General features: G+C 58.7%; 25 protein-coding genes and 1 pseudogene. 14 read left to right on the top strand and 12 right to left on the bottom strand.

All coding sequences use genetic code 11. The annotated features are described in order from the left end of the window. The first annotated feature begins 54 nt into the window (after nt 1-54). The 4 genes from BFP99_RS30365 (at nt 55) to rlmF (ending at nt 5,044) form a co-directional block, all read left to right on the top strand. Nucleotides 55-483, top strand: a complete 429-nt coding sequence (locus BFP99_RS30365; RefSeq protein WP_027604668.1) for a DNA polymerase III subunit chi — start codon at nt 55-57, stop codon at nt 481-483. Nucleotides 484-490: 7 nt separating this feature from the next. Next, entirely contained in the window at nt 491-883 is a 393-nt protein-coding gene (locus tag BFP99_RS30370) for a DNA polymerase III subunit chi (RefSeq protein WP_065924183.1), read from the top strand. A 149-nt stretch (nt 884-1,032) separates the two neighbouring features. Then, nucleotides 1,033-3,879 (top strand): valine--tRNA ligase, encoded by a 2,847-nt coding sequence (locus BFP99_RS30375; RefSeq protein ID WP_065948900.1) that lies wholly within the window; start codon nt 1,033-1,035, stop codon nt 3,877-3,879. Between the two features lie 148 nt (nt 3,880-4,027). Next, nucleotides 4,028-5,044 (top strand): 23S rRNA (adenine(1618)-N(6))-methyltransferase RlmF, encoded by a 1,017-nt coding sequence (gene rlmF, locus BFP99_RS30380; protein WP_027604671.1) that lies wholly within the window; start codon nt 4,028-4,030, stop codon nt 5,042-5,044. Nucleotides 5,045-5,111: 67 nt separating this feature from the next. Here rlmF and BFP99_RS30385 read toward each other — a convergent pair whose 3' ends face one another. Continuing rightward, the gene (locus BFP99_RS30385) at nt 5,112-5,393 is read right to left on the bottom strand and encodes an HU family DNA-binding protein (protein ID WP_003188840.1); all 282 of its coding nucleotides are present in this window, start codon (nt 5,391-5,393) and stop codon (nt 5,112-5,114) included. 396 nt (nt 5,394-5,789) lie between these two features. Here BFP99_RS30385 and yejK point away from each other — a divergent pair, with 396 nt between their 5' ends. Together yejK and BFP99_RS30395 are read left to right on the top strand one after the other, a co-directional pair. Next, nucleotides 5,790-6,794, top strand: coding sequence for a nucleoid-associated protein YejK (gene yejK, locus BFP99_RS30390; RefSeq protein WP_012722392.1), 1,005 nt, complete (start codon nt 5,790-5,792; stop codon nt 6,792-6,794). After that, nucleotides 6,794-7,144 carry a glutaredoxin family protein gene (locus BFP99_RS30395; RefSeq protein ID WP_065924185.1) on the top strand — a complete coding sequence of 117 codons (351 nt, stop codon included), beginning with the start codon at nt 6,794-6,796 and terminating at the stop codon, nt 7,142-7,144. Before yejK ends, BFP99_RS30395 begins: the two co-directional genes overlap by 1 nt. Here the strand turns inward: BFP99_RS30395 and BFP99_RS30400 are convergent, their stop codons facing one another. The 5 genes from BFP99_RS30400 to BFP99_RS30420 are packed head-to-tail and all read right to left on the bottom strand — an operon-like array spanning nt 7,145 to nt 10,907. Continuing rightward, a complete protein-coding gene (locus BFP99_RS30400) occupies nt 7,145-8,122 on the bottom strand; it encodes a FecR family protein (RefSeq protein ID WP_065924186.1) in 978 nt (325 codons plus the stop codon). Further along, entirely contained in the window at nt 8,119-8,697 is a 579-nt protein-coding gene (locus BFP99_RS30405) for an RNA polymerase sigma factor (protein WP_065948901.1), read from the bottom strand. The genes BFP99_RS30400 and BFP99_RS30405 overlap by 4 nt, the downstream gene beginning before the upstream one ends. A gap of 9 nt (nt 8,698-8,706) precedes the next feature. Then, nucleotides 8,707-9,033: a DUF3325 domain-containing protein gene (locus BFP99_RS30410; RefSeq protein WP_065948902.1), complete on the bottom strand. Its 327-nt coding sequence runs from the start codon at nt 9,031-9,033 to the stop codon at nt 8,707-8,709. Beyond that, nucleotides 9,034-10,608, bottom strand: a complete 1,575-nt coding sequence (locus BFP99_RS30415) for a PepSY-associated TM helix domain-containing protein (RefSeq protein ID WP_065948903.1) — start codon at nt 10,606-10,608, stop codon at nt 9,034-9,036. Further along, nucleotides 10,605-10,907, bottom strand: coding sequence for a DUF3649 domain-containing protein (locus BFP99_RS30420; RefSeq protein WP_065924190.1), 303 nt, complete (start codon nt 10,905-10,907; stop codon nt 10,605-10,607). Before BFP99_RS30420 ends, BFP99_RS30415 begins: the two co-directional genes overlap by 4 nt. A gap of 184 nt (nt 10,908-11,091) precedes the next feature. Here BFP99_RS30420 and BFP99_RS30425 point away from each other — a divergent pair, with 184 nt between their 5' ends. The 3 genes from BFP99_RS30425 (at nt 11,092) to fecA (ending at nt 14,948) form a co-directional block, all read left to right on the top strand. After that, complete coding sequence (locus BFP99_RS30425) at nt 11,092-11,580, top strand: sigma-70 family RNA polymerase sigma factor (protein WP_065949018.1); 489 nt, start codon at nt 11,092-11,094, stop codon at nt 11,578-11,580. Continuing rightward, nucleotides 11,577-12,518 (top strand): FecR domain-containing protein, encoded by a 942-nt coding sequence (locus BFP99_RS30430; protein WP_065948904.1) that lies wholly within the window; start codon nt 11,577-11,579, stop codon nt 12,516-12,518. Before BFP99_RS30425 ends, BFP99_RS30430 begins: the two co-directional genes overlap by 4 nt. A 90-nt stretch (nt 12,519-12,608) precedes the next feature. Continuing rightward, on the top strand, nt 12,609-14,948 hold the full coding sequence (fecA, locus tag BFP99_RS30435; protein ID WP_065948905.1) for a TonB-dependent Fe(3+) dicitrate receptor FecA: 2,340 nt from the start codon (nt 12,609-12,611) through the stop codon (nt 14,946-14,948). On the opposite strand, the gene BFP99_RS30440 is transcribed toward fecA, so the two are convergent. Continuing rightward, nucleotides 14,945-15,817 (bottom strand): LysR family transcriptional regulator, encoded by an 873-nt coding sequence (locus BFP99_RS30440; protein WP_065924193.1) that lies wholly within the window; start codon nt 15,815-15,817, stop codon nt 14,945-14,947. The two genes, fecA and BFP99_RS30440, sit on opposite strands and share 4 nt — an antisense overlap. A gap of 105 nt (nt 15,818-15,922) precedes the next feature. Between BFP99_RS30440 and BFP99_RS30445 the strand changes: the two genes are divergently transcribed. After that, nucleotides 15,923-17,434, top strand: a complete 1,512-nt coding sequence (locus tag BFP99_RS30445) for an MFS transporter (protein WP_065924194.1) — start codon at nt 15,923-15,925, stop codon at nt 17,432-17,434. A 51-nt stretch (nt 17,435-17,485) separates the two neighbouring features. Here the strand turns inward: BFP99_RS30445 and BFP99_RS30450 are convergent, their stop codons facing one another. Next, a complete protein-coding gene (locus BFP99_RS30450) occupies nt 17,486-17,896 on the bottom strand; it encodes an HPF/RaiA family ribosome-associated protein (RefSeq protein WP_027604683.1) in 411 nt (136 codons plus the stop codon). Nucleotides 17,897-18,109: 213 nt separating this feature from the next. Further along, on the bottom strand, nt 18,110-19,057 hold the full coding sequence (locus tag BFP99_RS30455) for a LysR substrate-binding domain-containing protein (RefSeq protein WP_065948906.1): 948 nt from the start codon (nt 19,055-19,057) through the stop codon (nt 18,110-18,112). Nucleotides 19,058-19,194: 137 nt separating this feature from the next. On the opposite strand from BFP99_RS30455, the gene BFP99_RS30460 reads away from it, so the two are divergent. Both BFP99_RS30460 and BFP99_RS30465 read left to right on the top strand, forming a co-directional pair. After that, on the top strand, nt 19,195-20,571 hold the full coding sequence (locus tag BFP99_RS30460; RefSeq protein ID WP_065948907.1) for an L-serine ammonia-lyase: 1,377 nt from the start codon (nt 19,195-19,197) through the stop codon (nt 20,569-20,571). 335 nt (nt 20,572-20,906) lie between these two features. Further along, nucleotides 20,907-21,224 carry a DUF3509 domain-containing protein gene (locus BFP99_RS30465; RefSeq protein WP_065924197.1) on the top strand — a complete coding sequence of 106 codons (318 nt, stop codon included), beginning with the start codon at nt 20,907-20,909 and terminating at the stop codon, nt 21,222-21,224. On the opposite strand, the pseudogene BFP99_RS30470 reads toward BFP99_RS30465, so the two are convergent. Then, nucleotides 21,221-21,487, bottom strand: a pseudogene (locus tag BFP99_RS30470) (phosphate-starvation-inducible PsiE family protein); the annotation flags it as partial. The gene BFP99_RS30465 and the pseudogene BFP99_RS30470 sit on opposite strands and share 4 nt — an antisense overlap. A gap of 26 nt (nt 21,488-21,513) precedes the next feature. On the opposite strand from BFP99_RS30470, the gene BFP99_RS30475 reads away from it, so the two are divergent. Both BFP99_RS30475 and BFP99_RS30480 read left to right on the top strand, forming a co-directional pair. Continuing rightward, a complete protein-coding gene (locus BFP99_RS30475) occupies nt 21,514-23,322 on the top strand; it encodes a recombinase family protein (RefSeq protein ID WP_065948908.1) in 1,809 nt (602 codons plus the stop codon). A 203-nt stretch (nt 23,323-23,525) separates the two neighbouring features. Next, on the top strand, nt 23,526-24,350 hold the full coding sequence (locus BFP99_RS30480; protein ID WP_065948909.1) for a GIY-YIG nuclease family protein: 825 nt from the start codon (nt 23,526-23,528) through the stop codon (nt 24,348-24,350). A gap of 182 nt (nt 24,351-24,532) precedes the next feature. On the opposite strand, the gene BFP99_RS32575 is transcribed toward BFP99_RS30480, so the two are convergent. Further along, entirely contained in the window at nt 24,533-25,603 is a 1,071-nt protein-coding gene (locus BFP99_RS32575; protein WP_083221286.1) for a DNA cytosine methyltransferase, read from the bottom strand. Continuing rightward, a complete protein-coding gene (locus tag BFP99_RS32580) occupies nt 25,600-26,334 on the bottom strand; it encodes an MAE_28990/MAE_18760 family HEPN-like nuclease (protein ID WP_083221287.1) in 735 nt (244 codons plus the stop codon). The genes BFP99_RS32575 and BFP99_RS32580 overlap by 4 nt, the downstream gene beginning before the upstream one ends.

Below are 26,334 nucleotides of genomic sequence, written 5' to 3' on the forward strand. Positions count from 1 at the left end.
GCAAGCTCGCTCCTACATTATGACGGCGGCAGGCGCGGCAGCCCAGGAACCGCAATGACCCAAGTCGACTTCTATATATTGCCCAGCGCCGATCCGCTCGCGCGCCTGGACTTCGCCTGCAAACTCACCGAAAAAGCCTGGCGCATGGGCCACCGCATCTACCTGCATTGCAGCGATGCAGCCCAACGCGACGAGCTCGACGCCCGCCTGTGGCGTTTCAAGGGCGAAAGCTTCGTGCCCCACGGCCCCGCAGAATCAGAACCCGAAGGCCAGGTTGTCCTGGGTTTGGGGGACAGTTGCGGCAATCACCAGGACCTGCTGGTCAACCTGGACCTGAAAGTACCGCCTTTTGCCAAGGCCTTCGCCCGTGTGGCGGAAGTGGTGGTGGAAGATCCGGCTATTCGTCAGGCCGCGCGGGAGAGTTTCCGTTTCTACCGCGAACAGGGCTATCCTTTGCAAGATCACCGGCTACAACGACTTTGAGTACATGATGGACACTCCCAACCCGACAAAAAAAGATGACCACCTGCTGGACGACCTCGAGTCGATCCGTCAGTTGCTGGGTGATGATGACTTGCAACCGCCGCTATTGACCGAACAGGCCGATGGCGAGGTACAGATTCCGCTGTTGTTCGACATGGTCGGCGGCAAGCAGGTCGCCCCGGAACCGGTTGTCGAAGCCCCCGTTGTGGTGGACGCTGCCCCTGCTGCGGCTGAAAAGGGCCCCGACGCCCTGCTGCTGCACCTGGACAACGAACTGCGTGCCGCTGCGCAATTGATCATGCAAGACGTGATCGACGACTTTGCCCCCCATATCGAAACCGAGATCAAGCGCCGGATGGATGCGCGGATGGAGCGGCTGCTCAGCCAGTACCAGTCTTAAACCGTCCATAGATCCCCTGTGGGAGGTGGCAAACTCCTCCCACATTTGATTGCCTGCACCTTAAGCCCGCCTTCGCCTCGCCCTGCGCCCTATCCCCCGTTATACTTGCCGGCTTTCCTGAATATATGCCAACTAGGGTCCCGCCGCGCATGGATAAGACCTACCAGCCGCACGCTATTGAAACTTCCTGGTACAACACCTGGGAGTCCGAGAACTATTTCGCTCCGCAAGGCGCGGGCGAGTCCTACACCATCATGATTCCGCCACCGAACGTCACTGGCAGCCTGCACATGGGCCATGGCTTCAACAATGCGATCATGGATGCGTTGATCCGTTTCCGCCGCATGCAGGGCCGCAACACCCTGTGGCAGCCGGGTACCGACCACGCCGGTATCGCCACCCAGATGCTGGTGGAGCGCCAACTCGAAGCCACTGGCCAGAACCGTCACGATCTGGGTCGCGAGAAATTCCTGGAAAAAATCTGGGAATGGAAAGACCAGTCCGGCGGCAACATCAGCCGTCAGATTCGTCGCCTCGGCTCGTCCGTGGATTGGAGCCGCGAGCGCTTCACCATGGATGACGGCCTGTCGGAATCGGTGAAAGAAGCCTTCGTGCGCCTGCATGAAGACGGCCTGATCTACCGCGGCAAGCGCCTGGTCAACTGGGACACCAAGTTGCACACGGCGATTTCCGACCTTGAAGTGGAAAACCACGACGAGAAAGGTTTCCTGTGGAACCTCAAATACCCGCTGGCCGACGGCGCCAGAACCGCTGAGGGCAACGATTACCTGATCGTCGCCACCACCCGTCCGGAAACCATGCTTGGCGACGCCGCCGTCGCGGTCAACCCGAACGACGAGCGCTACCAGGCACTGATCGGCAAGTTCGTCGAGTTGCCGCTGGTAGGCCGCCGCATCCCGATCATCGCCGACGATTACTGCGACCCTGAATTCGGCACCGGCTGCGTGAAAATCACCCCGGCCCACGATTTCAACGACTACGAAGTCGGCAAGCGCCACAACCTGCCGTTGTTGAATATCTTCGACAAGAATGCCGCCGTGCTGCCGGCCTGCCAGGTGTTCAACCTGGACGGTACGCTGAACGACAGCATCGACGGCAAGATCCCGGCCGAATACGCCGGCCTTGACCGTTTCGAAGCGCGCAAGCAGATCGTTGCTGCCTTCGACGCTGCAGGCCTGCTGGTCAGCGTCGACGACCACGCCCTGAAAGTGCCGAAGGGCGACCGCTCCGGCACCGTGATCGAACCGTGGCTGACCGACCAGTGGTACGTGTCCACCAAGCCACTGGCCGAGCCGGCGATTGCTGCCGTGGAAGACGGCCGTATCCAGTTCGTGCCCAAGCAGTACGAAAACATGTACTTCTCGTGGATGCGCGACATCCAGGATTGGTGCATCAGCCGCCAGCTGTGGTGGGGCCACCGTATTCCGGCCTGGTACGACGAGTCGGGCAAGGTCTACGTGGGCCGCGACGAAGCCGAAGTACGTGCCAAGCACAATCTCGGCCCGGACGTGGCGTTGCAACAGGACAACGACGTACTCGACACCTGGTTCAGCTCGGGCCTGTGGACGTTCTCCACCCTGGGCTGGCCGCAGCAGACCGAATTCCTGAAGAAATTCCACTCCACCGACGTGCTGGTCACCGGCTTCGACATCATTTTCTTCTGGGTTGCCCGGATGATCATGCTCACCATGCACTTGGTGAAGAACGAGGACGGCACGCCGCAGGTACCGTTCAAGACCGTGTACGTGCACGGCCTGGTTCGGGATGGCCAGGGCCAGAAGATGTCCAAGTCCAAGGGCAACGTCCTCGACCCACTGGACATCATCGACGGCATCGACCTGGAAACCCTGGTGCAGAAACGCACCTCGGGGCTGATGCAGCCGAAACTGGCGAAGAAGATCGAGAAGCAGACCCGCGACGAATTCGCCGACGGCATTGCCAGCTACGGCACCGATGCGCTGCGCTTCACCTTCTGCTCGCTGGCGTCCACCGGTCGCGACATCAAGTTCGACATGGGCCGCGTCGAAGGCTATCGCAACTTCTGCAACAAGATCTGGAACGCCGCGCGCTACGTGCTGGACAAAGGCGAAGACTGCGGCCAGAACGGCGAGGCCATCGAACTTAGCCTGGCCGACCGCTGGATCATCTCGCAGCTGCAGCGCACCGAGGCCGAAGTGACCCGTCAACTCGACCAGTTCCGTTTCGACCTGGCCGCACAGGCCTTGTACGAGTTCATCTGGAACCAGTATTGCGACTGGTACCTGGAACTGTCCAAGCCCGTGCTGTGGGACGAAAACGCGCCGATCGAACGTCAGCGCGGCACCCGTCACACCCTGGTACGCGTGCTCGAAGTCGCCCTGCGCCTGGCGCATCCGTTCATGCCGTTCATCACCGAAGAAATCTGGCAGCGCCTCGCGCCGCTGGCCGGCAAAGACGGCAAGACCATCATGCTGCAACCTTGGCCGGTGGCCAACGAAGCACGTATCGATGAGGCGGCCGAAAGCGACATTGAATGGCTCAAGACCCTGATGCTCGGCACGCGCAACATCCGCGCCGAAATGAACATCGGCCCGGGCAAGCCTCTGGCGGTCTTCGTGAAGAACGCCAGCGCCGAAGACCAGCGTCGTCTCACCGAGAACGATGCGCTGCTCAAGAAGCTGGCGAAGCTGGAATCGATCACCGTATTGGCGGATGGCGCCGAAGCGCCACTGTCAGCGACCGCGCTGGTCGGCGAGATGGAAGTGCTGGTGCCGATGGCCGGCTTGATCGACAAGGGCGCGGAACTGGCCCGTCTCGACAAGGAAATCCTGCGCCTGCAAGGTGAAGTGGTGCGGGTGGGCGGCAAGCTGTCCAACGCGGCATTCGTCGACAAGGCACCGGCTGAAGTGATCGATAAGGAACGCGCCAAGCTGGCCGAGGCCGAACAGGCTTTGGGCAAGCTGGCGGAGCAACATGCGCGGATTTCCAGCCTCTAAGGGGCAATCCGTGTGAAAAAAGAGACCTTCGGGTCTCTTTTTTTGTGCTTGCGGTCAATGTGGGAGGGGGCTTGCTCCCACATTTGACCGAGTTATCCTCGGGAATGTGTGACAATGGCCGCCACTTTGAGCCAACACCAGAATCATCATGACCGCCCCCACTACGCCCAAACCTCCACGCAAGAAGCCTAAGACCGCAGCCACGGCCAAACCCGTCGCGCCGCGCAAAGAGGCTACCCTGCACCCACGCAACCGCCACACAGGCCGTTACGACTTCCAGGCGTTGATCAAGACCACGCCGGAACTGGCGCAATTCGTGATCATCAACCCCTATGGCAAAGAGAGCATCGACTTCGCCAGCCCGGACGCGGTGCGGGTGTTCAACCGGGCGTTGCTCAAGGCCTTCTATGGCATCCAGCATTGGGACATCCCGGCGGATTACCTGTGCCCGCCGGTACCGGGACGTGCCGACTACGTGCACTTCCTCGCCGACCTGCTGGCCAGTGTCAACGAGGGCAAGATCCCGCGCGGTTCAATCGTCAAGGTGCTGGACATCGGCATGGGCGCCAACTGCGTCTACCCGCTGATTGGCTATATGGAGTACCGCTGGAACTTCCTCGGCTCGGAGGTCGACCCTATCGCCGTGGCCGCCGCCAAGGCCATCGTGCAGTCCAACGACCTGAGCAAGGTCATCCAGTTGCGCCAGCAGGAAAACCCCAAGCACATCCTGCTGGGCCTGCTGGAGCCGGGTGAGCGTTTTGACCTGACCATGTGCAACCCACCGTTCCATGCGTCCATGGACGAAGCCACCAAGGGCAGCGAGCGCAAGTGGCGCGCCCTGGGCCGGGCCGATCCCAAGCGCAAATTGCCGGTGCTCAACTTCGGAGGCCAATCGGCCGAGTTGTGGTGTGAAGGCGGTGAAGCGCGCTTCGTGACGCAATTGATCGCCGAGAGTGCGCACTTTGCCCACAAGGTGTTGTGGTTCAGCACCCTGGTGTCAAAAGCGTCAAACTTGCCCGCGATCGAGACCGCCCTGAAAAAAGCCGGCGTGCTGGAAAGCCAGGTGGTGGAAATGTCCCAGGGCCAGAAGCAGAGCCGTTTCGTGGCCTGGACCTTCCAGACCAAGAACGAACAGCAGATCTGGCGCCAGCGCTGGGTGCGATAGAGACAAATCCCAGGCAACAAAAAACCGTGCCCGGATCGCTCCGGAGCACGGTTTTTTTTGCTGCGTCTTACTTGTTAACAGCGTCGGTCAGGCCTTTGGCCACAACCAGCTTGATAACTTTCTTGGCAGCGATTTCGATGGCAGCGCCAGTCGAAGGGTTACGGCCAGTACGGGCAGGACGCTCGGTCACTTTCAGTTTGCCAACGCCTGGCAGAGTGATTTCGCCGCCGTTTTCCAGCTGGTCAGCAACAACTTGGCTCAGTTGGTCCAGCAGAGCGCGCACGGTGGTTTTCGGTGCGTCTACTGCTTCAGCCAGGTCAGCGATCAGTTGGTCTTTAGTAATAGCCATTGTGGTGTTCCTTCCCTATCAAATTCATATGGATTGCAGAGTGCAGTGTCAGCCGTCGAGCCCGACCGTCATGGCCTGGCACCCCCGGCTATAACCACGGAGATCGGGGTTATAGATGCTTGAAACGGGGATTGGTTCGACCTGACAGATGCTGAATGCACGCTTATCGCCGAGACTTGGCGTAAGACGGGGCAAAACTAGCACAGAGACGGGGAAATATCCGCCTCTACCTACCCATTTGGTCAGCTTTATCGCTCTAAACCGTGAAAAAAAGGCATATGCCTCGTCCGAGAGCACCCAAAATGCCCTTCGACGCGTGTCTTGACCAATGGGTGCGGTACACTGGGCGACTTTTCGGGGAGGCCGACCGCTCCCCTTCAACCAGCCGAGAAGCCCATGCCGATCCGTCATTGCATCGTCCACCTGATCGACAAAAAACCCGACGGCACACCTGCAGTTCTCCACGCCCGCGACTCCGAGCTTGCCGAGTCGGCCGCCATCGAGAACATGCTTGCCGATCTCAACGAGAGCTACAACGCCAAACAAGGCAAGGCCTGGGGTTTCTTCCATGCCGAATCCGGCGCGCACCCGTTCAGCGGTTGGTTGAAGGAATATTTCGAGGGTGGCCAGGATTTCACCACGTTCAGCCGCACCGCCGTCGAACATCTGCAAAAACTGATGGAAGAGTCCAACCTCTCCACCGGCGGCCACGTGCTGTTTGCCCACTACCAGCAAGGCATGACCGACTACCTCGCCATCGCCCTGCTGCACCACAGCGAAGGCGTGGCGGTAACCGACGAGCTGGACGTCACCCCGTCGCGCCATCTGGACCTGGGCCAGTTGCACCTGGCAGCGCGTATCAACGTGTCCGAGTGGCAGAACAACAAGCAGTCCAAGCAGTACATCTCGTTTATCAAAGGCAAGAACGGCAAGAAGGTCTCGGAATACTTCCGCGACTTCATCGGCTGCCAGGAAGGCGTCGACGGCCCGGGCGAGACGCGCACCCTGCTCAAGGCCTTCAGCGACTTCGTCGAAAGCGAAGACCTGCCGGACGAATCCGCCCGCGAAAAAACCAAGACCCTGGTCGATTACGCCAGCAGCCAGGCCAAGCTCGGCGAGCCCATGGGCCTTGAAGAGCTGTCGGGCTTGATCGATGAAGATCGGCCCAAGGCGTTCTACGACCATATCCGCAACAAGGACTACGGCCTGTCGCCGGAAATCCCGGCGGATAAACGCACCCTCAACCAGTTCCGCCGCTTCACCGGGCGCGCCGAGGGCTTGTCCATCAGCTTTGAAGCACACTTGCTGGGCGACAAGATCGAGTACGACGAGGCCGCCGGCACCTTGATCATCAAGGGCCTGCCGACCCAACTGACCGACCAGCTCAAGCGCCGCAACTGATGCTCGGCGGGGTCCTCAAGAAAGTCCTGCTGGTGTTGCTGGTGGTGGTGGTTATCCAGAACTGGGGCAAGATCGAGCGGCTGTTCAACCCCTCCCAGGTGGTCCCGGAGCAGACGCGAGCCTCGGCGCGGGTGGTGCTGTATGCCACCGAGTGGTGCGGCTACTGCAAGCAGATCCGCCGCTTCCTGGACCAGAAGGGCATTCCGTACCAGGCCGTCGATATCGAGAAGGACGCCCAGGCGCGCAAGGCGTATGAGGCGCTGGGTGGTGGCGGGATTCCGTTTGTGGACGTCAACGGGACGCTGATTCGCGACTACAACCCTGACGCGATCATGGCCGCGCTGAAATAATCAGCGCACCACGATTACCCGCCCCAACAGGCTGTGCTGCTCGAACCCCAATACCGCTTGCAAGGCGTTGAGTACCGCCTGCGGGTCTTTGCTCGGGAAGCTGCCGCTGACGCGCTTGGCACCCATCTCTTCGTTGAGCAGCAGGATGCGGCCAGGGTAGTAACGCCCCAAGTCCTTGACCACCTCCGCCAGCGGCGCCTTGTAGTAGTTGAGCCAGCCATCCCGCCAGGCCAGGCGGGATTCGCTGTCGACCGCGTGCAAGGGATCGGCGCTGCCATCGGCGTAGGCCACTTGCTGGCCCGCCGTCAGAATTTGCTGCGGGCCCTGTTTCGACGCGGTCACGCCCACCCGTCCCGACAACACCGTCACCTCGGCCCCCGCCGGTTGCAGGCGCACTTCGAACTGCGTCCCCAGCACCCGCGCTTCGCCGCCGCCCGCCTCGACCACAAAGGACTCGCCGGTGTGGGTGACGCTGAAAAAACCTGCACCGCGACGCAATTGGATATGCCGCTCACCGTCGCTGAAGTCCACGGCAATGGCGCTGTCCGCATCCAGCGTGACCCGGGATTGATCGGCCAGGGTGACGGTCTTCACTTCTCCCGGTGCGCTCACGTAATCGGCGCCGAAGTCATCGATCCACCGCGAAGGCTGCCAACCGGCGCCCATGGACACCATCAACACCAGGCACGCCGCCATGGCTAATGCGCCGGACCAGCGCACCACCCGCGAGCGCGTCGGGGTGTTCATCGCATTGAGGTAACCCTGCAATGCCAGCGCGTCTTCATCCGCCAGTTGGCGTGCCGGCACTTCGCTCAACTCCCAGAGCACCTGGGCCTGGGCATAGGCTTCGACGTGCGCAGAATCTGCCCTTAGCCAGCGGCTGAACGTGGCCTGGTCGCCACTGCTGGGCTGGTCGTGCAACAGGCTCAGCCAGGCCAGTGCGGCTTGTTCCTGGTCAGGTGTGGGGGTCGGATTCACGGTGCTTTCCCTGGCTTGCGCGATGGCGATGGTTCGCGAAGGCTGGCTTTGCAGGCTTCGAGGGCACGCATCATATGTTTTTCCACGGCGCTTTGGGACAGGCCCATGGCCTTGGCGATTTGCGCGTACTTGCGCCCGTGAATGCGGTTGAGCAGGAAGATCTGCCGGGTGCGCTCCGGCAGGCTGCGCAGGGCGGCTTCGACATGCCGCAGGTCGTTGCCCGCCTCGAGCGCCGCCTGGGGTTCGGAGCCCTGGTTATCCTGCTGTTCCGGCAGCCAGCCTTCACTGCTGCGCACCCGCGCGCCTTCGCTGCGCAGGTGGTCGATGGCGATATTGCCGGCGCAGCGCAACAGGTAGGTGCTGAGTTCTTCGACCTGCACCAATGGCCGACGCCAAAACCGCAGGAACAGGTCCTGCACCAGGTCGGCCGCCGTGGCGCGGCACCCGACACGTCGGCTCACCAACGCTTCCATCTGCGAACGCTGGGACAAGAACACCTGCAGGAAATGCGCGCGCCCACCCGCCGCGTCAGCCTGGGGGCTGTCCTGGGAATCGGGTGGGGTGCTGATCATCATGGCGGCGGCTCAGAACGTTGCGAAGGCGGCAACAGGGCAGGCCAGCAGGCCGACGCCTGCCAGGATCAAGGCCAGCCTTGGCCGATACGGCAACAACAGCACCAGCAACAGGGCGCTGAGCATCAACACCGCGCACCACTCCACCAGGCCCTGGCCCCAACCGGCGACAGCCACGGCGGGCCAGATCGAGACGGTCAGCAGCAGCCAACCGATGACGCGCAAAGCAATACGCCGCCGAGGTGATGGCCTGCTGTGCAGCAGTTCGCCGTGGTGACGGTCGGTGGACAGGCACAAGGCGGTAAACCCGGCGTAACACATCAGCAGCGCGAGGAGCATTCAGTTCGCCTCCTGCTTGAGCTGCAGCGGCCGCGCCCGTTCGGTCTTGGGCTGCGGGGCCTTGCGGTGCTGCATCTTCCAGGCTGCCCAGGCGAGGAACACACCGCTGGCCAGGCAGGTCAGGTCGAAGCCCGCCATGGCCCAGTCGCCCGTCGCCAGTGAAGCGCCCAAGTGCTGCGACGTGGTCAGGGCATTAAGCAACGGGATTGCGGCAAACAGCAGTGCTGCGAAGCTCAATTGCTCAACCCAACCCTGGCGGCCCCGGCGCAGGATCGCGTGCAACAGGCTCAGGCCCCAGGCGATAAAGAAGGCCTGCACTTCCCAATCGGAGCGCTCGGCAAAGCCCACCGGCAATAAACGGTTGGCCCAGAAGAAGGCTGCAATGGCGATCAACAGCCCGGACATGCTGGCGATGTTCAGCACTTCCACCAGCCGCAGTTCGAACGGCATCACGCCGCTTTTTGCATGTTTGAGTTGCCGCTTGCCGAGCCAGATCACCAGTCCCGTGCCGATCATCGCCGTGCCCGCCAGGCCGCAGATAAAGTACAACCAGCGCAGCACCGGACCGGCGAAATGGCCCATGTGCAGGCCATAGAAGCTGCCGCCGATCGCCGCCGGCAGCGATTGTTCAGCACTGACCCGCAACAACTCACCCGTGTTGCCGTTGAACGACACGGTACTGCCGAAGTCATGCACCACGCGGTCGGAGCTGGCACGGAACAGGTTCACCGAAGCGTTTACATCACTCGGGTTGTTCACCGCCAGCCGCCCGACATGCCCACCCGCCCACTGCGCCCTCGCCTGCTCGTACATCGGCAGCAATGACAGCAATTGGCCTGGCTGGCCCAGCGCCGGCGCGTTGTTGGTGGCGGGGAACACGTCATTGAAGAAGGCCCGGGTGTCGTTGCCATAGGAGGCCACGATCGGCGCCGGCATCACCATGCTCATGAAAATCACCAGGCTGCTGTAGGTGATCATCAGGTGAAACGGCAGCACCAGCACACCCACCGCGTTATGCCCGTCGAGCCAGGAACGCTGGCCTTTGCGGGGGCGGAAGGTGAAGAAGTCCTTGAAGATTTTCTTGTGGGTGATGATGCCCGTGATCAACGCCACGAACATCACCATCGCTGCAATGGTCGACAGCCAGCGGCCCCACGGGTAAGGCATTTGCAGCTGGAAGTGGAAGCGGTAGAAGAAATCCCCGCCCATGCTTTCCCGGGCCTCTACAGCCTGCCCGCTCACGGGGTCGAGGGTTTTCTGAATGAAATTGCCGCGTTTGCCGGGGTCGACTTTGTCTTGCCACATCACTGACAGGCCAGGGTCGCGGCCATCCGGCAAGGTGATGAACCAGCGTGCGGCCGTGGGTGCGACCTTCTGCAGGTAGTCCTGGGCGACACTCAGGCTGCGCGCATCATCCAGGGGATGGGCCTGCACTTCGGGCTGCATCCAGTGACTGATCTCATCCTTGAAATAGGCCAGGGTGCCCGTCAGGAAAATCGCAAACAGCAGCCAGCCAAAGATCAGCCCGGCCCAGGTATGCAACCAGGCCATGGCCTGACGAAAGCCCTCTTTCATGTGCGTGCCATCCACAAGCCCAGGCCTGCCAAGGTGGCGAACGCCGCGCTCGGCAGCATCACGCCGCACCACGCGCGCCATGCCGTACGGCAGGCGAAGCACCACAGCACTGCCAACAGGTAGAACACGAACGAACTCATCATCCCGGTGATCACCGCATCGGCGCGGGAGACAGGCATCCACAGTGCCAGGCAGATACTGGCCAGGGACGCCATCAGGTAACCGCCAACCACAGCGGCGAGCACCCGCGATGTGACAGCGAGACGATAGGAAGCAGGCAGTGAGGTTTTGCTTTTCATGCGGGAGGCGCCAGGTTCATCAGCGCGCAATATTAATGATAAATATTCTCATAAGCAAAACAGAACGGATGAAACACCTGCCTTCACACATTGCCGAACGGTTGGCGGCCCCCTACAATGCGAACAATTCTTGTTCTCTAAAGCATGCCTAGATTTTTCCGGAATGCACAAAAGGGAGATCGCGTTGCAGCCGTCCAACACTGTCGAAGTGCTCTACAACGACCATCACCACTGGCTCACCGGCTGGTTGCGACGCAAGCTCGGCTGCCCGGAAAGTGCTGCAGACCTGGCACAGGACACCTTCATCCGGGTCCTGACCGCACGGGAGGCGCCGACGCTGGTCGAGCCCCGCGCGTTCCTCACCACGGTCGCCAAGCGTGTGTTGTTCAACTTCTACCGCCGCCAGGACCTGGAGCGCGCCTACCTCGACGCCTTGGCGCAGATGCCTGAGCAGGTAGCGCCATCAGAAGAAGAGCGCGCGATCATCCTGCAAACCCTGCTGGAGCTGGACCTGTTGCTCGATGGCTTGCCCACCCAGGTCAAACGCACGTTCCTGCTGGCCCAGCTCGACGGCCTGACGTATGCGCAGATCGGCGCCGAACTGGGCATCTCCATTGCCACCGTCAAACGCCACCTGAATAAAGCCGCCATGCGCTGCTATTTCGCCCTATGAATGTCTCGACCCAGGTTGCCGAACAGGCCGTGCACTGGCTGATGGAAATGCAGCAAGGCGCGCTCAACCCACGCCAGCAGGCGGCCTGGCAACAATGGCTGAATGCCCATAGCGAACATCAGCGCGCCTGGGACCATATCCAGCGCGTCAACCAGCGCCTGCGCGGCATGCCCTCGCCCCTGGCCCATGCGGCGTTGAGCGCACCGACCGCCACCAGCCGGCGCCAGGCGCTGAAGTTGTTGCTGATCCTCGGCGCCGGTTCGGCCGCCGCCTGGAGCCTGCGCCAGCAGCATATCCTGCCGCCGTTGAGCGCCGACTATCGCAGCCCCGTCGGCCAACGGCGTAAGGTGCAATTGGCCGACGGCAGCCAGTTGCAACTCAATACCGGCAGCGCCGTGGATGTGCACTTCGACGGCCGGCAACGGCTGATCCGCCTGCTCGAAGGCGAGATCCTGCTCACCGGCAATGCCGGCAGCACGCCGCTGCAGGTGTTGACCGGCCAGGGCCTGCTCAGCAGCCAGGCGGCGCGCCTGAATGTGCGCCAGCTCAACGACCACACCCAACTGGCGGTCTTGGACGGCCGCGTCGAGGTGATGCCCAACACCTACAGCGGCCTGCCCCTGACGGTCGAAGCGGCGCGCCAGGTCAATTTCACCCGTAAAGGCTGGGACACTCCGCGCCCTACCGACGCCAACAGCGGCGCCTGGGCCGACGGCATGCTGGTGGCCGCGCATATGCGCCTGGAGGACTTTCTCGCCGAACTGGGTCGCTACCGCCGTGGCCAGCTCAATTGCGATGCGCAAGTCGCCAACCTGCTGCTGTCCGGCAGCTACCCGCTGGACGACAGCGAACGCATCCTCGACCTGCTGGAGGTCAGCCTGCCGGTCAAGGTGCGGCGTTTTACCCGCTATTGGGTGAGCGTCCAGGCACGTGCATAAATTATTTTCAGCCACCGTGAGCCGTTTTCCGCACCTCGCGTGACAGAGAAGGAAAGCCACCTTGATCCTTCCTTCTCAGGACCGCCCTCCATGCCCCAGCAACCCACCCTTCTCGCCCGCACCTTGCGCCAACTGCTGCTGGGCGCCAGCCTCAGCCTGACCGTACTGCCTTGCGTGATGGCGGCCGATACCAAGCCGTATCACATCGCCCCAAGCTCGCTGGAAGCAGCCCTGAACCAGTTTGGCCGTGAAGCCGGCGTGTTGATTTCCTTCGGTTCCGAAGTCACGGCGGGCATGCAAAGCCGTGGTTTGTCCGGCAGCTACAGCGCCGCCGAAGGCCTGCAGAAGCTGCTGGAAGGTACCGGCCTGCAAGCCCGCGCCGAAGGCGACAACGCCTACAGCCTGCAACCGGCAACGGCGCCGGCGGCTGTCGAGTTGGCGACCTCCAGCGTGGTCGGCGACTGGCTCGGCGATGCGGCGCAAACCAATGTCTTCGAACACCCCGGCGCCCGTGACGTGATCCGCCGCGAAGAGTTCGAACGCCAGGGCGCCACCCAGGCCAAGGACGTGCTCAACCGCATACCTGGCGTCAACGCTCCGGACAATAACGGCACCGGCAGCCACGATATGGCGCTGAACTTCGGCATTCGCGGTCTCAACCCGCGCCTGGCCTCGCGCTCAACGGTGCTGATGGACGGCATCCCTGTGCCCTTCGCGCCGTACGGCCAGCCGCAGCTGTCCTTCGCGCCGATCAGCATGGGCAACATGGACGCCGTGGACGTGGTGCGTGGCGGCGGCGCGGTGCGCTACGGCCCGCAGAACGTCGGCGGCGTGGTCAACTTCGTGACCCGCGCGATCCCGGATGCACCCACCGTCAAAGGTGGCTTGCAGACCGAGACCAGCCCGTCTTCCAGCCATGACGGCTTCAAGACCACCGGCAACCTGCTGGCCGGCGGCACTGCCGAGAATGGCCTGGGCGGCGCGATTTTGTATTCCGGCACCCGTGGCGGCGACTGGCGCGAAAACAGCAACACGCGCATCGACGACCTGATCCTCAAAGGCAAATACCAGCTCGACGACGCCAACAGCTTCAACGCCATGGCGCAGTACTATGAAGGCCAGGCCGATATGCCTGGGGGCTTGAACGTCGCGGACTACAAGGCCGATCCATATCAGTCCACCCGTCCCTACGACAAATTCTGGGGCCGCCGTACGATGTTCAACGTCGGCTATCGCTACGAGCAGGACCGCCGCGAATTCACCGTCAACAGCTTCTTCACCAAGACCCTGCGCAGCGGCTACCTGGACCAGGGCACCTTCCTGTCGCTGTCCCCGCGTGAGTATTGGGTGCGCGGCTTGGAAACCCGTTTCGCCCAAGGCTTTGACCTCGGCCCGACCAGCCATGAAGTGGGCGTCGGCTACCGCTACATCAACGAAGCCGGCCACGAGTTGCGCTACCGCACGCCGATTTCCGCCAACAACCAGCAAATCCCCAGCACCGACAGCCGCAACGACCGCGACACCCGCGGCGGCACCGAAGCCAATGCGTTCTTCGTCGATGACCGGATTGATATCGGCAAGTGGACCATCACCCCGGGCATCCGCTACGAGATGATCGAGTCCCAGCAGAGCAACAACCTGACCAACGTCAAATACAAAGGCGACTACAACACCGCGCTGCCGGCGTTGAACGTGCTCTATCACCTGACTGACGACTGGAACCTGTACGCCAACACCGAAGGTTCATTCGGCAGCGTGCAGTACAGCCAGATGCCTAACCGTGTGACCAGCGGTGAAGTGAAACCGGAAAAAGCCCGCACCTGGGAACTGGGTACCCGCTATGACGACGGCACCTTGCGCGCAGAGATCGGCGCGTTCCTGATCAACTTCGACAACCAGTATGAAAGCAACCAGACCAACGATTCGGTGATCGCCCGCGGCGAAACGCGCCACCAGGGTATTGAAACCAGCGTCAACTACGCCCTCGATGGCTTGAGCCCGGCGTTGGCCGGTTTCGATGTGTACGCTACCTACGCCTACGTCGACGCCACCATCCGCGAAGACGGCCCGAACAAAGGCAACCGCGTGCCCTTCTCGTCCAAGCACAAGGGCACCCTTGGCGTGGGTTACACCGAAGGGCGCTGGAAACTCAATGTGGACAGCAGCTATCAGAGCAGCCAGTTCGCCGACAACGCCAACACTCAGGCAGAAAGTGCTGACGGCGCCAACGGTCGAATCCCCGGCTACATGCTGTTCAGCAGCCGCGCAGCCTATGACTTCGGCCCGCAACTTTCGGATCTGAATGTGGCGGTCGGCGTGAAGAACATCTTCAACACGCAGTACTTCACCCGCTCGTTCGACGACAACAACAAGGGCAAATACGTGGGTGAGCCGCGTACGCTGTACGTGCAGACCTCTATCGCGTTCTAACTGCCCGCCAGGCAACTGGGGGTGGCGGCGACCAGAGCGTCGATTGCACAACGCGTCTTGGCCGGCATATGCACGGCTGTCGGCCAGATCACATGGATCGGCGCAGGTTGCTCGCGATAGCCGGGCAACACCGCGACCAACTGCCCCCGCAGCACATAGTGCGCAATCAACCAACTCGGCAACCAGGCCAGGCCGACGCCCGCGATGGCGGCATCGGCCACCGCCTGGAGGTCGTCCATCATCAACGGCGAGGCCACGGGATTGCGCTGCGAGGTCGTGCTGCGATAGGCAATGCCGCGATGGCCGGCAAGGTCTTCGATGCATTCAATCGGCCCGACGCGCTGCAAGTACGCCGGTGACGCCGCCAGCCCAACAGCCTGTTCGCCCAGGCGACGTGCACTGAGGCGGTCGGTGTCGGGCAGCGGGCCGATCCGCACAGCGACGTCGAAGCCTTCCTGTGCCAGGTCCACCAGCCGATCGGCGAAGCTGATCTCGATCTCCAGCTCCGGATAGCGCGCCATCAACCCCCACAATGCCGGGGCCGCGTAGTGATGCCCGAAGGCCAGTGGCAAACTCGCCCGCAAGCGGCCGCGTGGGTGTTGCCGGCCGCTTTCCAGCACCGATTCGGCCGCCTCGAGCTCCGCCAACGCGCGCAGGCAATGCTCGTAGTACGCCTGGCCGTCCTCGGTCAGACGCTGGCGGCGGGTGGAGCGCTGCAACAGGCATGTGCCCAGGCGCGCTTCCAATCGCGCCAGGCCCTTGCCGACCGCAGAGCGGGTGAGGTTCAGCCGTTCGGCTGCCCCGGTCAGGTTGCCGCTTTCGACGATGTGCAGAAACAGCTCAACGCCATCAAAACGCGGTGTCGTCATGGCTCTATTGTCGCCCTGAATTCCCCTATGAACGGAAAACTTATCACGAATAACGAAACAGATTCCCCTGAAAATAACGCGACACTTCATCCACAGGAGAATCCCATGCCACCCGCCGCCACGTTAACTACCGCCAGCCCCCCGCGTACCGCCAGGAATGGGCTGGCCCTCACGGCCGTGTGCCTTGTCGCCCTGATGTTCGGCCTGGAGATTTCCAGCGTGCCGGTGATCCTGCCGACGCTCGAGCGGGAGTTGGGCACGGGCTTCCAGGACGCCCAGTGGATCATGAACGCCTACACCCTGGCCTGCACCAGCGTGCTGATGGCAGCGGGCACATTGGCCGACCGCTTTGGCCGTCGCCGCATGCTGGTGCTGTGCCTGTGGGTGTTTGGCCTGGCTTCACTGGCCTGCGGGCTGGCCGAGGATGCCTCGCTGCTGATCACGGCGCGGTTTATCCAGGGCATCGGTGCCGGGGCGATGATGATTTGCCAATTCGCCATCCTCTCGCACCTGTTCCGCGAACCGGCAGCACGGGCACGGGCGTTTGCGATATGGGGCGTGATTGCCGGCGTGGGCCTGGGCTTCGGGCCGATGATCGGCGCATTGATCCTGGCGGTGGCAGATTGGCGTTGGGTGTTCCTCGTACATGTGCCGCTCACCCTGTTCACCCTGGTGCTGCTGCGCATCAGCGTGCAGGAATCCCGCGACCCGGCCGCCCATCGCCTGGACATCGCCGGCATGCTCACCCTGACCCTGTCGGTGTTTGCCCTGGTGTACTTCATCACCCAAGGCAGCGAACACGGTTTCGGCACACCGGCCATGCTCGGTTGGGCGGCGTTGTCGGTGCTCGGCCTGCTGCTGTTCATCACGGTCGAGCTTCGCAGTGCGCACCCGATGTTCGACTTCTCGGTGTTCCGCATCCAGCGGTTCAACGGCGCGTTGATGGGTTCGATCGGCATGAACTTCAGCTTCTGGCCGTTCATGATCTACCTGCCGTTGTACTTTCAGGCAGGCCTGGGTTACGACACCTTGACCACCGGCGCCGCTCTGCTCGCCTATACCCTGCCGACCTTGCTGGTACCGCCACTGGCCGAGCGCCTGGCCCTGCGCTATGGCGCCGAACGCATCATCCCCCTCGGCCTGGGCCTGATGGGCGCGGGCTTTCTGGCCATGGCCGCCGTCAACGGCGCCGAGCACCCACGTATCGGGCTGGTGCTGCTCAGTTGCGTGATCGCCGGCGCAGGCCTGGCGCTGACCAACTCGCCCACCACCAATACCACCACCGGCTCGGTATCGGCCGACCGCGCGGGCATGGCCTCCGGCATCGACCTCAGTGCGCGGCTGATCACCCTGGCGCTCAACATTGCCCTGATGGGCCTGGTGCTGTTGCTGGGGATCAGCCATCAGCTGGCCGAGATGCTGCCCGCCACCACGGCAATGGAGTGGCCGGCCATCAGCCAGAACATTGCCGCAGGAAAGTTGGAGTCGATGGGGCTGGCAGCCAACGATGCCCAGGCGGCACTGCGCCACGGGGCCGGTTGGGCGATGCTGTTTGCCGGGTTGGGGGCTGGGGGGCTGGCGCTGTTGAGCCGGTATTTTTTCCGACGCGGCGCCTGAACGAAAACGGGCCTGCAGATGCAGGCCCGTTTGCAGGGGGTGAAAAGAACGTCAGCCGTTGATGACCGCGTTTTCGTTTTCCAGGAATTCCTGTTCCAGCGCGTCTTCGTTCACTTTGTTGATGGGCTGGTTTTTCGCGGCAGCGCGGGGCTTGCCTTGCAGTCGACCAAACAGATGTTCCAATGCGTGATCCAGCTTGGTGGCCGCGCTGTCAATCGCTTGTTCCAGGGTATCGCCCTTGGCGGACACCGACAGCGGTTGATGGCCTTTTGGCCGCGCTTCCAGTCGGCAACTTAAATCGTGGGGACCGGGCTTATCGCCGTTCTCATCCCGCAGGTAGACCTCCACTCGGGTCAGGTCTTCTTCATAACGTTCGAGCGTGCTCTCAATGGTAGTACGTACCCACTCCTCCAGTCGGATGCTGCTTTCAATATGGTTATCGCTATTGACTTGGATTTGCATAGTTCTTCCCTTATTTCAGCTAGCTCGCGAGAGGTCACAAACTGCAACACCGGGGTGGTGAAACCATGACCTCTTGATTACACAATTGAGCAGCTAGAGAAACATTTCAACCCCTTTGCAAAGATAAATCCCACATTACAAATTAACCCTGACGACGAGCAGAAACGCTGTTAGGGTGGGGAGTTAGTTACATCTTCTTACGCCCCGCAATCCTCACAATTGCCCCCCTCCGAGCGGGTGCAATGCGCGAAAAATCCCTGCTTCCTCCACCAGCCAGTCATGCACCGCGCGTACGCCCGGATGGCTCAGGGCGCCCGGCGCATATAGCAACACATAACGTTTATAGTTGGGCACCGCGAGGCCGAACGGCACAATCAAGGTACCGCGTTCCAGCTCATCGTTGAGCAAGGTGCGTCGCGCAATCGCCACGCCCATGCCGGCGATGGCGGCTTCGATGGTCAGGTGGTTGCGGTTGAAGGTGTGGCCACGGCGTACATCGGCGACGTGATAGCCGATGGCATTCAGATAGAACTCCCACTCCGCATACTCATAACTCCCACGCCAGGCGGTAATGTCATGCAGCAGCGGGAAATGCACGAGATCGGCCGGCCCGTGCAAGGGCGGTCGACCCCGCAACAGGCTGGGGGCGCAGACCGGGAAAATCTGCTCATCCAGCAGGGCTGTGGATAACAGGCCGGGGTAGCTGCCGTCGTTGAGGTCAATGGCCAGGTCAAAGTCGCCCTCGTGCAGGGCGATGCTACTGTCCTCGGCAACCATACGCAGTTGGATATCCGGGAAGCGCTGCTGCAAGCGCGGTAAGCGTGGGGTCAGCCATTTGCCAAGAAATGATGGAATCGAGCGCAGGCGGAGCGTGCCGCTGATCATCCCCGCATCCAGCCGCTGCAACTCGGCGTCGATGCTGCCGTAGGCCTCCCCCACCGTTGCCGCCAGGCGCTGGCCCTCGGCACTCAGCTCCACCCCCCGTGCCCGTCGATGAAACAGCCGAAACCCCAGGCGCTCCTCCAACTGGCGGATTTGCTGGCTCACCGCCCCCGGCGTGATGTGCAGTTCTTCGGCGCAGCGGGTGAACGACAGATGCCGTGCAGCGCAGGAAAACACGTGCAACCAGACATAAGTCTGGCCATGGAGAGGGCGAGCCATAGAGTTTAGTCCTGCTAAAGGGTGTCTTAGGATAATTCGTTGGTCAGTGCCGATCTAGAGGCTCAGTATCGCGCCAATTGCGCTCGTCCTACAAAACATGGCAGCGATTCCTACTCCATTTCTTGTAAGGCTTTAGCATGGCTATCAGTGTTTTCGATCTATTCAAGGTGGGCATCGGCCCTTCCAGCTCCCATACCGTCGGCCCCATGCGCGCGGCGGCGACCTTCGCCCGGGCCCTGAGCGACCAGCACCTGCTGAGTGAAACGCGCCGGGTCGAAGTGCGCCTGTATGGCTCGCTGTCCGCCACTGGTGTCGGCCACGCCACCGACCGCGCCTGCGTCATGGGCCTGATGGGCGAATGGCCGGATCAGGTCGATCCCACTTCGATCAACACGCGAATCCAACAGCTGCGCGAGTCCGGACGGTTGTTGCTGGCCGGTCAACAGGAAATTGCTTTCAACTGGCAAAGAGACCTCCTGCTGCTGGACGAAAGTCTGCCCTACCACCCCAACGCCATGTCCCTGCACGCCTACGGCGACAACGGCCTGCTCAGCGAGCAGACCTATTATTCGGTGGGTGGCGGTTTCATCATCGAAGCCGCTGAAGCGGCTTCGGGCCTCGCGCCGGCCAACGATGTGCAATTGCCCTACGACTTCTCCAGCGCCGTCGAGCTGCTGGCCCTGTGCAACAAACACGGCCTGCGGGTTTCCGAATTGATGATGGCCAACGAACGCGCCTGGCGCAGCGATGAACAGATCCGCAGCGGCCTGCTGCATATCTGGTCGGTGATGCGCGAATGCGTGGAACAAGGCCTGCGCCACGAAGGCATCCTGCCCGGTGGCCTGGACGTGCCACGGCGTGCAGCGAAATTGCACCGCAGCCTGTTGGAAATCGGCAAACCCAATGTGATCACCTCGACCTTGTCGGCCATGGAATGGGTCAACCTGTTCGCCCTCGCCGTCAACGAAGAAAATGCCGCGGGCGGGCGCATGGTCACGGCGCCGACCAATGGCGCAGCGGGAATCATCCCGGCGGTGCTGCACTACTACATGAAGTTCAATGCCGACGCGTCTGACGACGATGTGATCAATTTCTTCCTGGCCGCCGCAGCCGTCGGCATTCTGTGTAAGAAAAACGCCTCGATCTCCGGTGCCGAAGTCGGTTGCCAGGGCGAAGTCGGCTCAGCCTGCGCCATGGCCGCCGCCGGCCTGGCCGACATCCTCGGTGCCACCCCCGAGCAACTGGAAAACGCCGCCGAAATCGGCCTGGAACACAACCTCGGCCTGACCTGCGACCCGGTCGGCGGCCTGGTGCAGGTGCCGTGCATCGAGCGCAATGCCATCGCCGCGGTCAAGGCCATCAACGCCACGCAAATGGCCCTGCGCGGTGACGGCAAGCATTTCATTTCCCTCGACCGGGTGATCCGCACCATGCGCGATACCGGCGCCGACATGCACGACAAGTACAAAGAAACTTCACGGGGCGGCCTGGCGGTCAGCTGGGTGGAGTGCTGATTGCGCTGTCAGCGATCGTTTTTTCCGTGTTGCCCTGAAACGGATCACCGATTTCAATAACAACATAGAACCCATGTGGGAGGGGGCTTGCTCCCGATAGCGGTGCATCAGTCAATGAATACTTGGCTGATGCACCGCTATCGGGAGCAAGCACACACACATAAGGAGCTCATTGTTTGACAGATCGCTGTACGGCACGCCCTTTGCTGTACAGCTCATGAGGTAAACGGAATTTGTACAACCTCAGCGACGGAGTGGCCGGTGGTCAGGCAACGCGAACTAATCACGACACCGGTCGTCAATGACTGCATGTTCTTATCAGGCGGTAACGCACCATGGACAATCCTTTTCAGATCATCACCGACACCTTCACCCCAAAATACCGCGTCAACCTGAGCATCCAACGGCTCGACGGCAGCATCATGCTCACCCTCTCGGACGAGACGGGCGTAGTGGCCAAACGCATGATCAGTGCCGAACAACGCAACGACCCGCAACGGCTCAAACGCCTGGTGCAAAGCATTCAATTCGGCATCGCCATCGAGCAGGGCCACAGCGCCATGGAGATCCTGGCGGTGATGACGGACGGCGACAGCCACAAACTGCTGCAGCGGCCACCGACCCGCCCCCTGCCCTTCAGCGTCGGGCTTTAAAGCTCGCCCTTCTCGGTCTCCAGGTTCGCCTCGCCCTTGCGACGCGGGCCTTCGACCTTCACCGACGGGAACGCCGACGACGCGTAGCGCACCACCAGAATCGCAAACGCCAACAGCAGAATCCCACCGCACAGGTAGATGATGCCGAGGTCGGGCGGGTTGTGGTGGGACACATTGGAGATCAACAGCCGCGTGAGCGCGGTGATCGCCACGTAGATCAGGAAACGCACCGGCATGTGGTTGGTCTTGTACAATGCTACCATTACTAACATCTTATAATGGGCATTACATGAGCAGCCAACCCCCTGCAGGCTATGCGTACATCCGCCACTCTACTAAACGCCAAGGCGGTGAAGACAAGGATTCTGTCACACGACAGAAGGAGTCGATTCGCCTCCTTGCAGAGCAATACGCAGTAGATATTCCAGATGATAATTTTTTCTATGAAAATGGCGTGTCTGCGTTTTCTGGTAAGAACCGAACACATGGAAAGCTTAAAGACTTGATCGATCAGATTGATAGTCTGCGCATCCGTCCCGGCGATTACGTCTTTGTGGAATCTATTGACAGGTTGAGTCGGCAGCGCCTCCTGCAGGCAAAGGAATTGGTAAATGGAATCCTCGAAAAGGGGATCATTCTTGTAACCACAATAGACAATCAGCGCTACGAAAAAGCATCAGAGAAGAACGGTATTGACGATCTCAGCCAGGATATTCTTCTGTCTGTAATTGCAAAAAGGGCACATGAAGAATCCCGAACTAAGTCAGTACGGCGCCTCTCCGCGTGGACCAAAGCGAAAAAACTAGCCGATGAGGTCCAAAAACCTTTCAATGCCAAGCGCCCTCCCTTCGGCGTTCAGTACAACGAAACCACTGGTAAATTTGAGCCTAACCCCGAACAAGTTGATGAACTGACCCGAGTATTCGAGTCGTTGCGACTACAGGGAGTTACTTCCACCATTAAAGAAATAAATAAAACGTCTAAAGTGCGATGGACGCAGAATAGAGTTAAAGACATTTTTGAGAAAAAATATCCTTTAGGCTTTATGTACTCACAGATTAAAGTCGATGGGAAAATGCAGTTCGATAAGTATATCGAAAACTATTACCCACAAATCATCAGCTATGAACTTTTCGAGCAGGCAAGGCAGGCCATGCAGGAAAGGAAGGTAAAGAAACGTGTAGGTCGAGCAAGCGTTGGTCATGTGAATATCTTTCGTCACACTGCCCAGTGCGGCCAGTGCGGCGAATCAATGTTCTTCATGCATAACTTTGGCTCACGGCGAAACCACTACTACTACCTTTCTTGCCGGAGCAATTTTGAAAAAGTCGAAAAGTGCAACAACAGAATTCGTTATGATTTTGCAGTAAAAATCTTATTTGACATTATTAAGGATGTTGAAACCGTATACGCATTTAACAGCATTAATCCTAATCAAGCAATGTTGACACACCTTGCGCACGACCTTGTAGATAACATTGATCAATTTATGGAAAAAAGTAGAGCTCTTGGCAAAGACGAAACAACTGACGCATTGATTATTCAGGAAACAGAAAGAACCGCAAAATCATTAAGAGGAAGCTTGGCTCTCGGAGAGCGCTTTGCCAAAATCATGATGGGTAATGACGAAACAAAGGAATATCACAAACAAAAGGTTATCATTGAAAACGAATTACATAAAAGAAAAATTAGATTAGAGAACCTCGAAAGATCAGCCGAGGCTATACAGGACGGTAGCATTCCGGCGTTCCTTCTAAAAAAAATTGTTATAGCTGAATCAGACGTTAAAGAGTCAGAGGCGAAACGTGCTGAACTGGCATCATTAGCTGCCATGAAAAAGTCCGAATTACGAATTGAAACTCTTGAACAATTCAAAAGATTGTTTCGCGAAGAGAAAGGAAGATTGGAAATTATTCACTTCCTTGTGTCTCATGGAATGAGTTTCAAATTCAACTACAACAAAGAAACTCTGAAAATGGTCACAGTCGTTTCAATCAACAACGAAGAAATATCAACCATCCGAACTATAAACGACGGGAAATTTCTTGAGCCGTATGGCTTCAAAAACCTAGGCGAAGAATTCAAACTATTTGAGTGAAAAAAACTCAAAAAACAAGCTACATCCAAATTTAGGTTTCTCTCAAAGCCCTCCTCCGGCCCATCAAACTAATCAAGCTGAAAACGCATTTTCTGCTTTTCATGTGCGTCGTACCTACTCATCAGGTCCTGAAGGCAAATATCCCCGCGCAGCAGAATGCGTCAAATGCTAGATTCTCGAATCGTCCGAGGATTTCTACCATCATGCTCATGCTGTTCTTGACCAGCCTCTTGCCTACCCTCACACCCGATAACACCAAAATCCATCTGGCACAGCACAACGGGATCGACCACCCAATGGACGTGTACCTGGCTGGGGACTTTGATGAGTGGCAGTCCTGGCAGTCGAGGAAGAATTTCGAGTGCCGATACGTCATCGGCCTTGTTGAGATTCCAGAGTCCAAGAAATGGCTCCTAGCTGGGATCTACGATTCTTTGAAGGTGAAAGAGGTACGCCAAGGCAGGGTCAATCGTGATTACGTTTACGAATACCGCCGTGTGCCAGAGTTCGAAGAGCTGGCGGGACGTTTGGTCTTGGAGTACAAAAAACCAAGGGCCAACTACCTGTACCTCAAGACATGCATGCCCACGATGAAGCTGTCCGAAATCCTAGAAAGGAAAATGACCGTGGGGGGATTCCCCGGCTTCAAGGATGTGGACATTAGCTTTCAAGAATTGAAAATCATCGCCAGGGAAGGGATTGTGTCGTGGCAGACTGCTTTGAGCAGCGTTGCAGGCGTCTACCTGATATCCGACCGCACCGAGGGTGAACACCAGCTATATGTAGGCTCTGCCACAGGCACAGGTGGCTTGTGGGATCGTTGGGTAACGTACTCAAAGAATGGGCATGGTGGTAACACACGCATACGCGACCTTCATCTGAAACGTGGTGAGTCGTTTTCTGAAAATTTCAGGTTCAGCATCTTAGAGATTTCAGATAAGCACACCGGTATTGAAGAGATGAAGCTAAAGGAAATTCACTGGAAAAAGAGGCTTTTGACTCGTGACAGCGGATTGAACGGAAATTAATAAATATCTCCACCATGAATGTACATCTGTTTAAACTGAGCACGCACCCACAGCTCTGAGACTTTAAGTGCGACCCATTCGAAACCGCAGCGAAATAAAATTAACCAACCCTCTAATTTTTAGATTAGAGGGATTATAAATAACTCATGGCAAATCAAGTAGTTTCATACATAGTATAATCATTACTGACAGTATTGTTTAACGTGAGCAATTAAAGCATCCGCTATAACCTCACCCAGCCTCACAGGCACAGCATTTCCAATTAACCGCCCCATCTTATTAAACCGTATGGGAGTTCCCGGCGGTACAAACTGATAATTCGCAGGGAAAGTTTGAAGCATTGCAGCCTCTCTTAATGAAATTGCTCTACTTTGCTCCGGATGTCCGAAGCGACCATTCCCAAAACCAAAACACTGGGTAGTAATAGTGGGCCCCGGCTTGTCCCACTCCATCCTACCGTATACGCTTGGATACGTCGCGCCCGTTGATTTTTTATGGCACGCGGCTTGCAATTCTTCAGGCCAATCTCTCCATGTACCTCCCGGAGTTGAAGCCTGTATCCGCCTCAAATTTAAATCACTCAAAGATGAAGCATAATGCATCGCGTCAGATGGATCTCTCTCGCCTGCGCGAATAGAGGGAAGCCCCTCAATAGTTTCTCTTACTGTAACCGCTTTTGTATGCGTGGGCTTAAGCACCAATCCGGCACTACCCAATCGAGAAGCGAGGAGAACTAACCGCTTACGTGTTTGAGGTATACCATATAAAGAACAATCAACTACAGCCCACCATGCATGATAGCCTTTCAAGCTCTTAACGAAATCTTTAAAAACATCGTGATCAGCTAGCTGTGGAACATTCTCCATTGCTACAAGATCTGGTTTTAGCTCGTTTACCAAACGTCCGAAAGCTAGCGCCAATGGCCACTGCGTTTCGTAATGACTGTTGCGGCCACTGCGGCTATATGTCGAAAATGGCTGGCATGGCGCACAACCTGCCAACAGACTAAACCCAGCACCATTTAAATAAGGTTTTATTACATCAGCTTGTAGTTGGCTGATGTCGCTCTCTATAAAACGCGAGCAGTTATTCTCTTCAAAAGGAAAGCGACTGTTTGGATCCAGATCCACGCCAGCAGTAACTTGAATACCACCACGAACTAAACCATGAGTCAAACCGCCAACTCCGCAAAACAAGTCCACAGCTGTAATCTGCACAACTTCTTGCGTATTAACATTCACTAACTGATTCAAACTGGACGCCGCTCTGGAACAAGGAATTCATGTTTTTCAACATAGGCACAAAAACAAACTATTACTTCACGCAGATAGCAAACTGTTTTATCTTTTAAATCAGCTAAACGCGTTACGGTTTCATACTCCGCACACTCCGTGAAAGAGATAGAGCCATGAGCAAGTCTATTGCGAAGGCGCTTCACTAGTGCTAAAGGCCCCAGCTCATCTCTGAACGGACGCTTAACATCATCGTATATTTTCTTTTTCACTTTAAGCTTGAAACCTATTCGTTTAGTGATTGCTTCTATCTCATTGTCATCCCAGTTGCCGCCGCCACCTTTTTCTATAGAAAACTCTGCAATGGGTTCTTGCGAAATTAGCTGTGCACACAACTTCAAAGCATAATCAAGTCGATGTTCAGGAGTTAGATCTTTGTGAGTTCTGGCAGTAAGCCGTATCCATTCCCGCAATAGCTGCTCACTGAGATGTTGCGGACCCCATGTAGCTGAATTTGTTGTTGCGCTGGCTACAAAATCAATGCACAGGGTCATTGTTGACTCTACCAAATTATAGAGCTGCAAATATACACTAGAGTATAAAATTTTTTGTTGCTGCGCACTTATAGGATGTCCAGCCCCTTCAAATTTTGGTGGACCTTGTTGCGCAACACCTTCCATTAACTTGAGAAAGTCTATATAAGTTTCAACCTCCGAAAGACGTTCCTCAAACGCTGCTAAGAGATCGTCCAT

It is taken from the genome of Pseudomonas sp. 1 R 17 (assembly GCF_900067035.1).
Classification (GTDB): domain Bacteria; phylum Pseudomonadota; class Gammaproteobacteria; order Pseudomonadales; family Pseudomonadaceae; genus Aquipseudomonas; species Aquipseudomonas marginalis.

Excerpts from the sequence above, each read along its gene's own strand:
- BFP99_RS30480 (WP_065948909.1), top strand. The coding sequence starts at position 23,526 with ATGCTCATGCTGTTCTTGACCAGCCTCTTGCCTACCCTCACACCCGAT.
- BFP99_RS30375 (WP_065948900.1), top strand. The coding sequence starts at position 1,033 with ATGGATAAGACCTACCAGCCGCACGCTATTGAAACTTCCTGGTACAAC.
- BFP99_RS30410 (WP_065948902.1), bottom strand. The coding sequence starts at position 9,033 with ATGCTCCTCGCGCTGCTGATGTGTTACGCCGGGTTTACCGCCTTGTGC.
- BFP99_RS30475 (WP_065948908.1), top strand. The coding sequence starts at position 21,514 with ATGAGCAGCCAACCCCCTGCAGGCTATGCGTACATCCGCCACTCTACT.
- yejK (WP_012722392.1), top strand. The coding sequence starts at position 5,790 with ATGCCGATCCGTCATTGCATCGTCCACCTGATCGACAAAAAACCCGAC.
- BFP99_RS30370 (WP_065924183.1), top strand. The coding sequence starts at position 491 with ATGGACACTCCCAACCCGACAAAAAAAGATGACCACCTGCTGGACGAC.
- BFP99_RS30450 (WP_027604683.1), bottom strand. The coding sequence starts at position 17,896 with ATGCAAATCCAAGTCAATAGCGATAACCATATTGAAAGCAGCATCCGA.
- BFP99_RS30415 (WP_065948903.1), bottom strand. The coding sequence starts at position 10,608 with ATGAAAGAGGGCTTTCGTCAGGCCATGGCCTGGTTGCATACCTGGGCC.
- BFP99_RS30395 (WP_065924185.1), top strand. The coding sequence starts at position 6,794 with ATGCTCGGCGGGGTCCTCAAGAAAGTCCTGCTGGTGTTGCTGGTGGTG.
- BFP99_RS30455 (WP_065948906.1), bottom strand. The coding sequence starts at position 19,057 with ATGGCTCGCCCTCTCCATGGCCAGACTTATGTCTGGTTGCACGTGTTT.
- BFP99_RS30365 (WP_027604668.1), top strand. The coding sequence starts at position 55 with ATGACCCAAGTCGACTTCTATATATTGCCCAGCGCCGATCCGCTCGCG.
- BFP99_RS30465 (WP_065924197.1), top strand. The coding sequence starts at position 20,907 with ATGGACAATCCTTTTCAGATCATCACCGACACCTTCACCCCAAAATAC.
- BFP99_RS32580 (WP_083221287.1), bottom strand. The coding sequence starts at position 26,334 with ATGGACGATCTCTTAGCAGCGTTTGAGGAACGTCTTTCGGAGGTTGAA.
- BFP99_RS30440 (WP_065924193.1), bottom strand. The coding sequence starts at position 15,817 with ATGACGACACCGCGTTTTGATGGCGTTGAGCTGTTTCTGCACATCGTC.
- BFP99_RS30445 (WP_065924194.1), top strand. The coding sequence starts at position 15,923 with ATGCCACCCGCCGCCACGTTAACTACCGCCAGCCCCCCGCGTACCGCC.
- BFP99_RS30385 (WP_003188840.1), bottom strand. The coding sequence starts at position 5,393 with ATGGCTATTACTAAAGACCAACTGATCGCTGACCTGGCTGAAGCAGTA.
- BFP99_RS30405 (WP_065948901.1), bottom strand. The coding sequence starts at position 8,697 with ATGATGATCAGCACCCCACCCGATTCCCAGGACAGCCCCCAGGCTGAC.
- BFP99_RS30430 (WP_065948904.1), top strand. The coding sequence starts at position 11,577 with ATGAATGTCTCGACCCAGGTTGCCGAACAGGCCGTGCACTGGCTGATG.
- rlmF (WP_027604671.1), top strand. The coding sequence starts at position 4,028 with ATGACCGCCCCCACTACGCCCAAACCTCCACGCAAGAAGCCTAAGACC.
- BFP99_RS30420 (WP_065924190.1), bottom strand. The coding sequence starts at position 10,907 with ATGAAAAGCAAAACCTCACTGCCTGCTTCCTATCGTCTCGCTGTCACA.
- BFP99_RS30460 (WP_065948907.1), top strand. The coding sequence starts at position 19,195 with ATGGCTATCAGTGTTTTCGATCTATTCAAGGTGGGCATCGGCCCTTCC.
- fecA (WP_065948905.1), top strand. The coding sequence starts at position 12,609 with ATGCCCCAGCAACCCACCCTTCTCGCCCGCACCTTGCGCCAACTGCTG.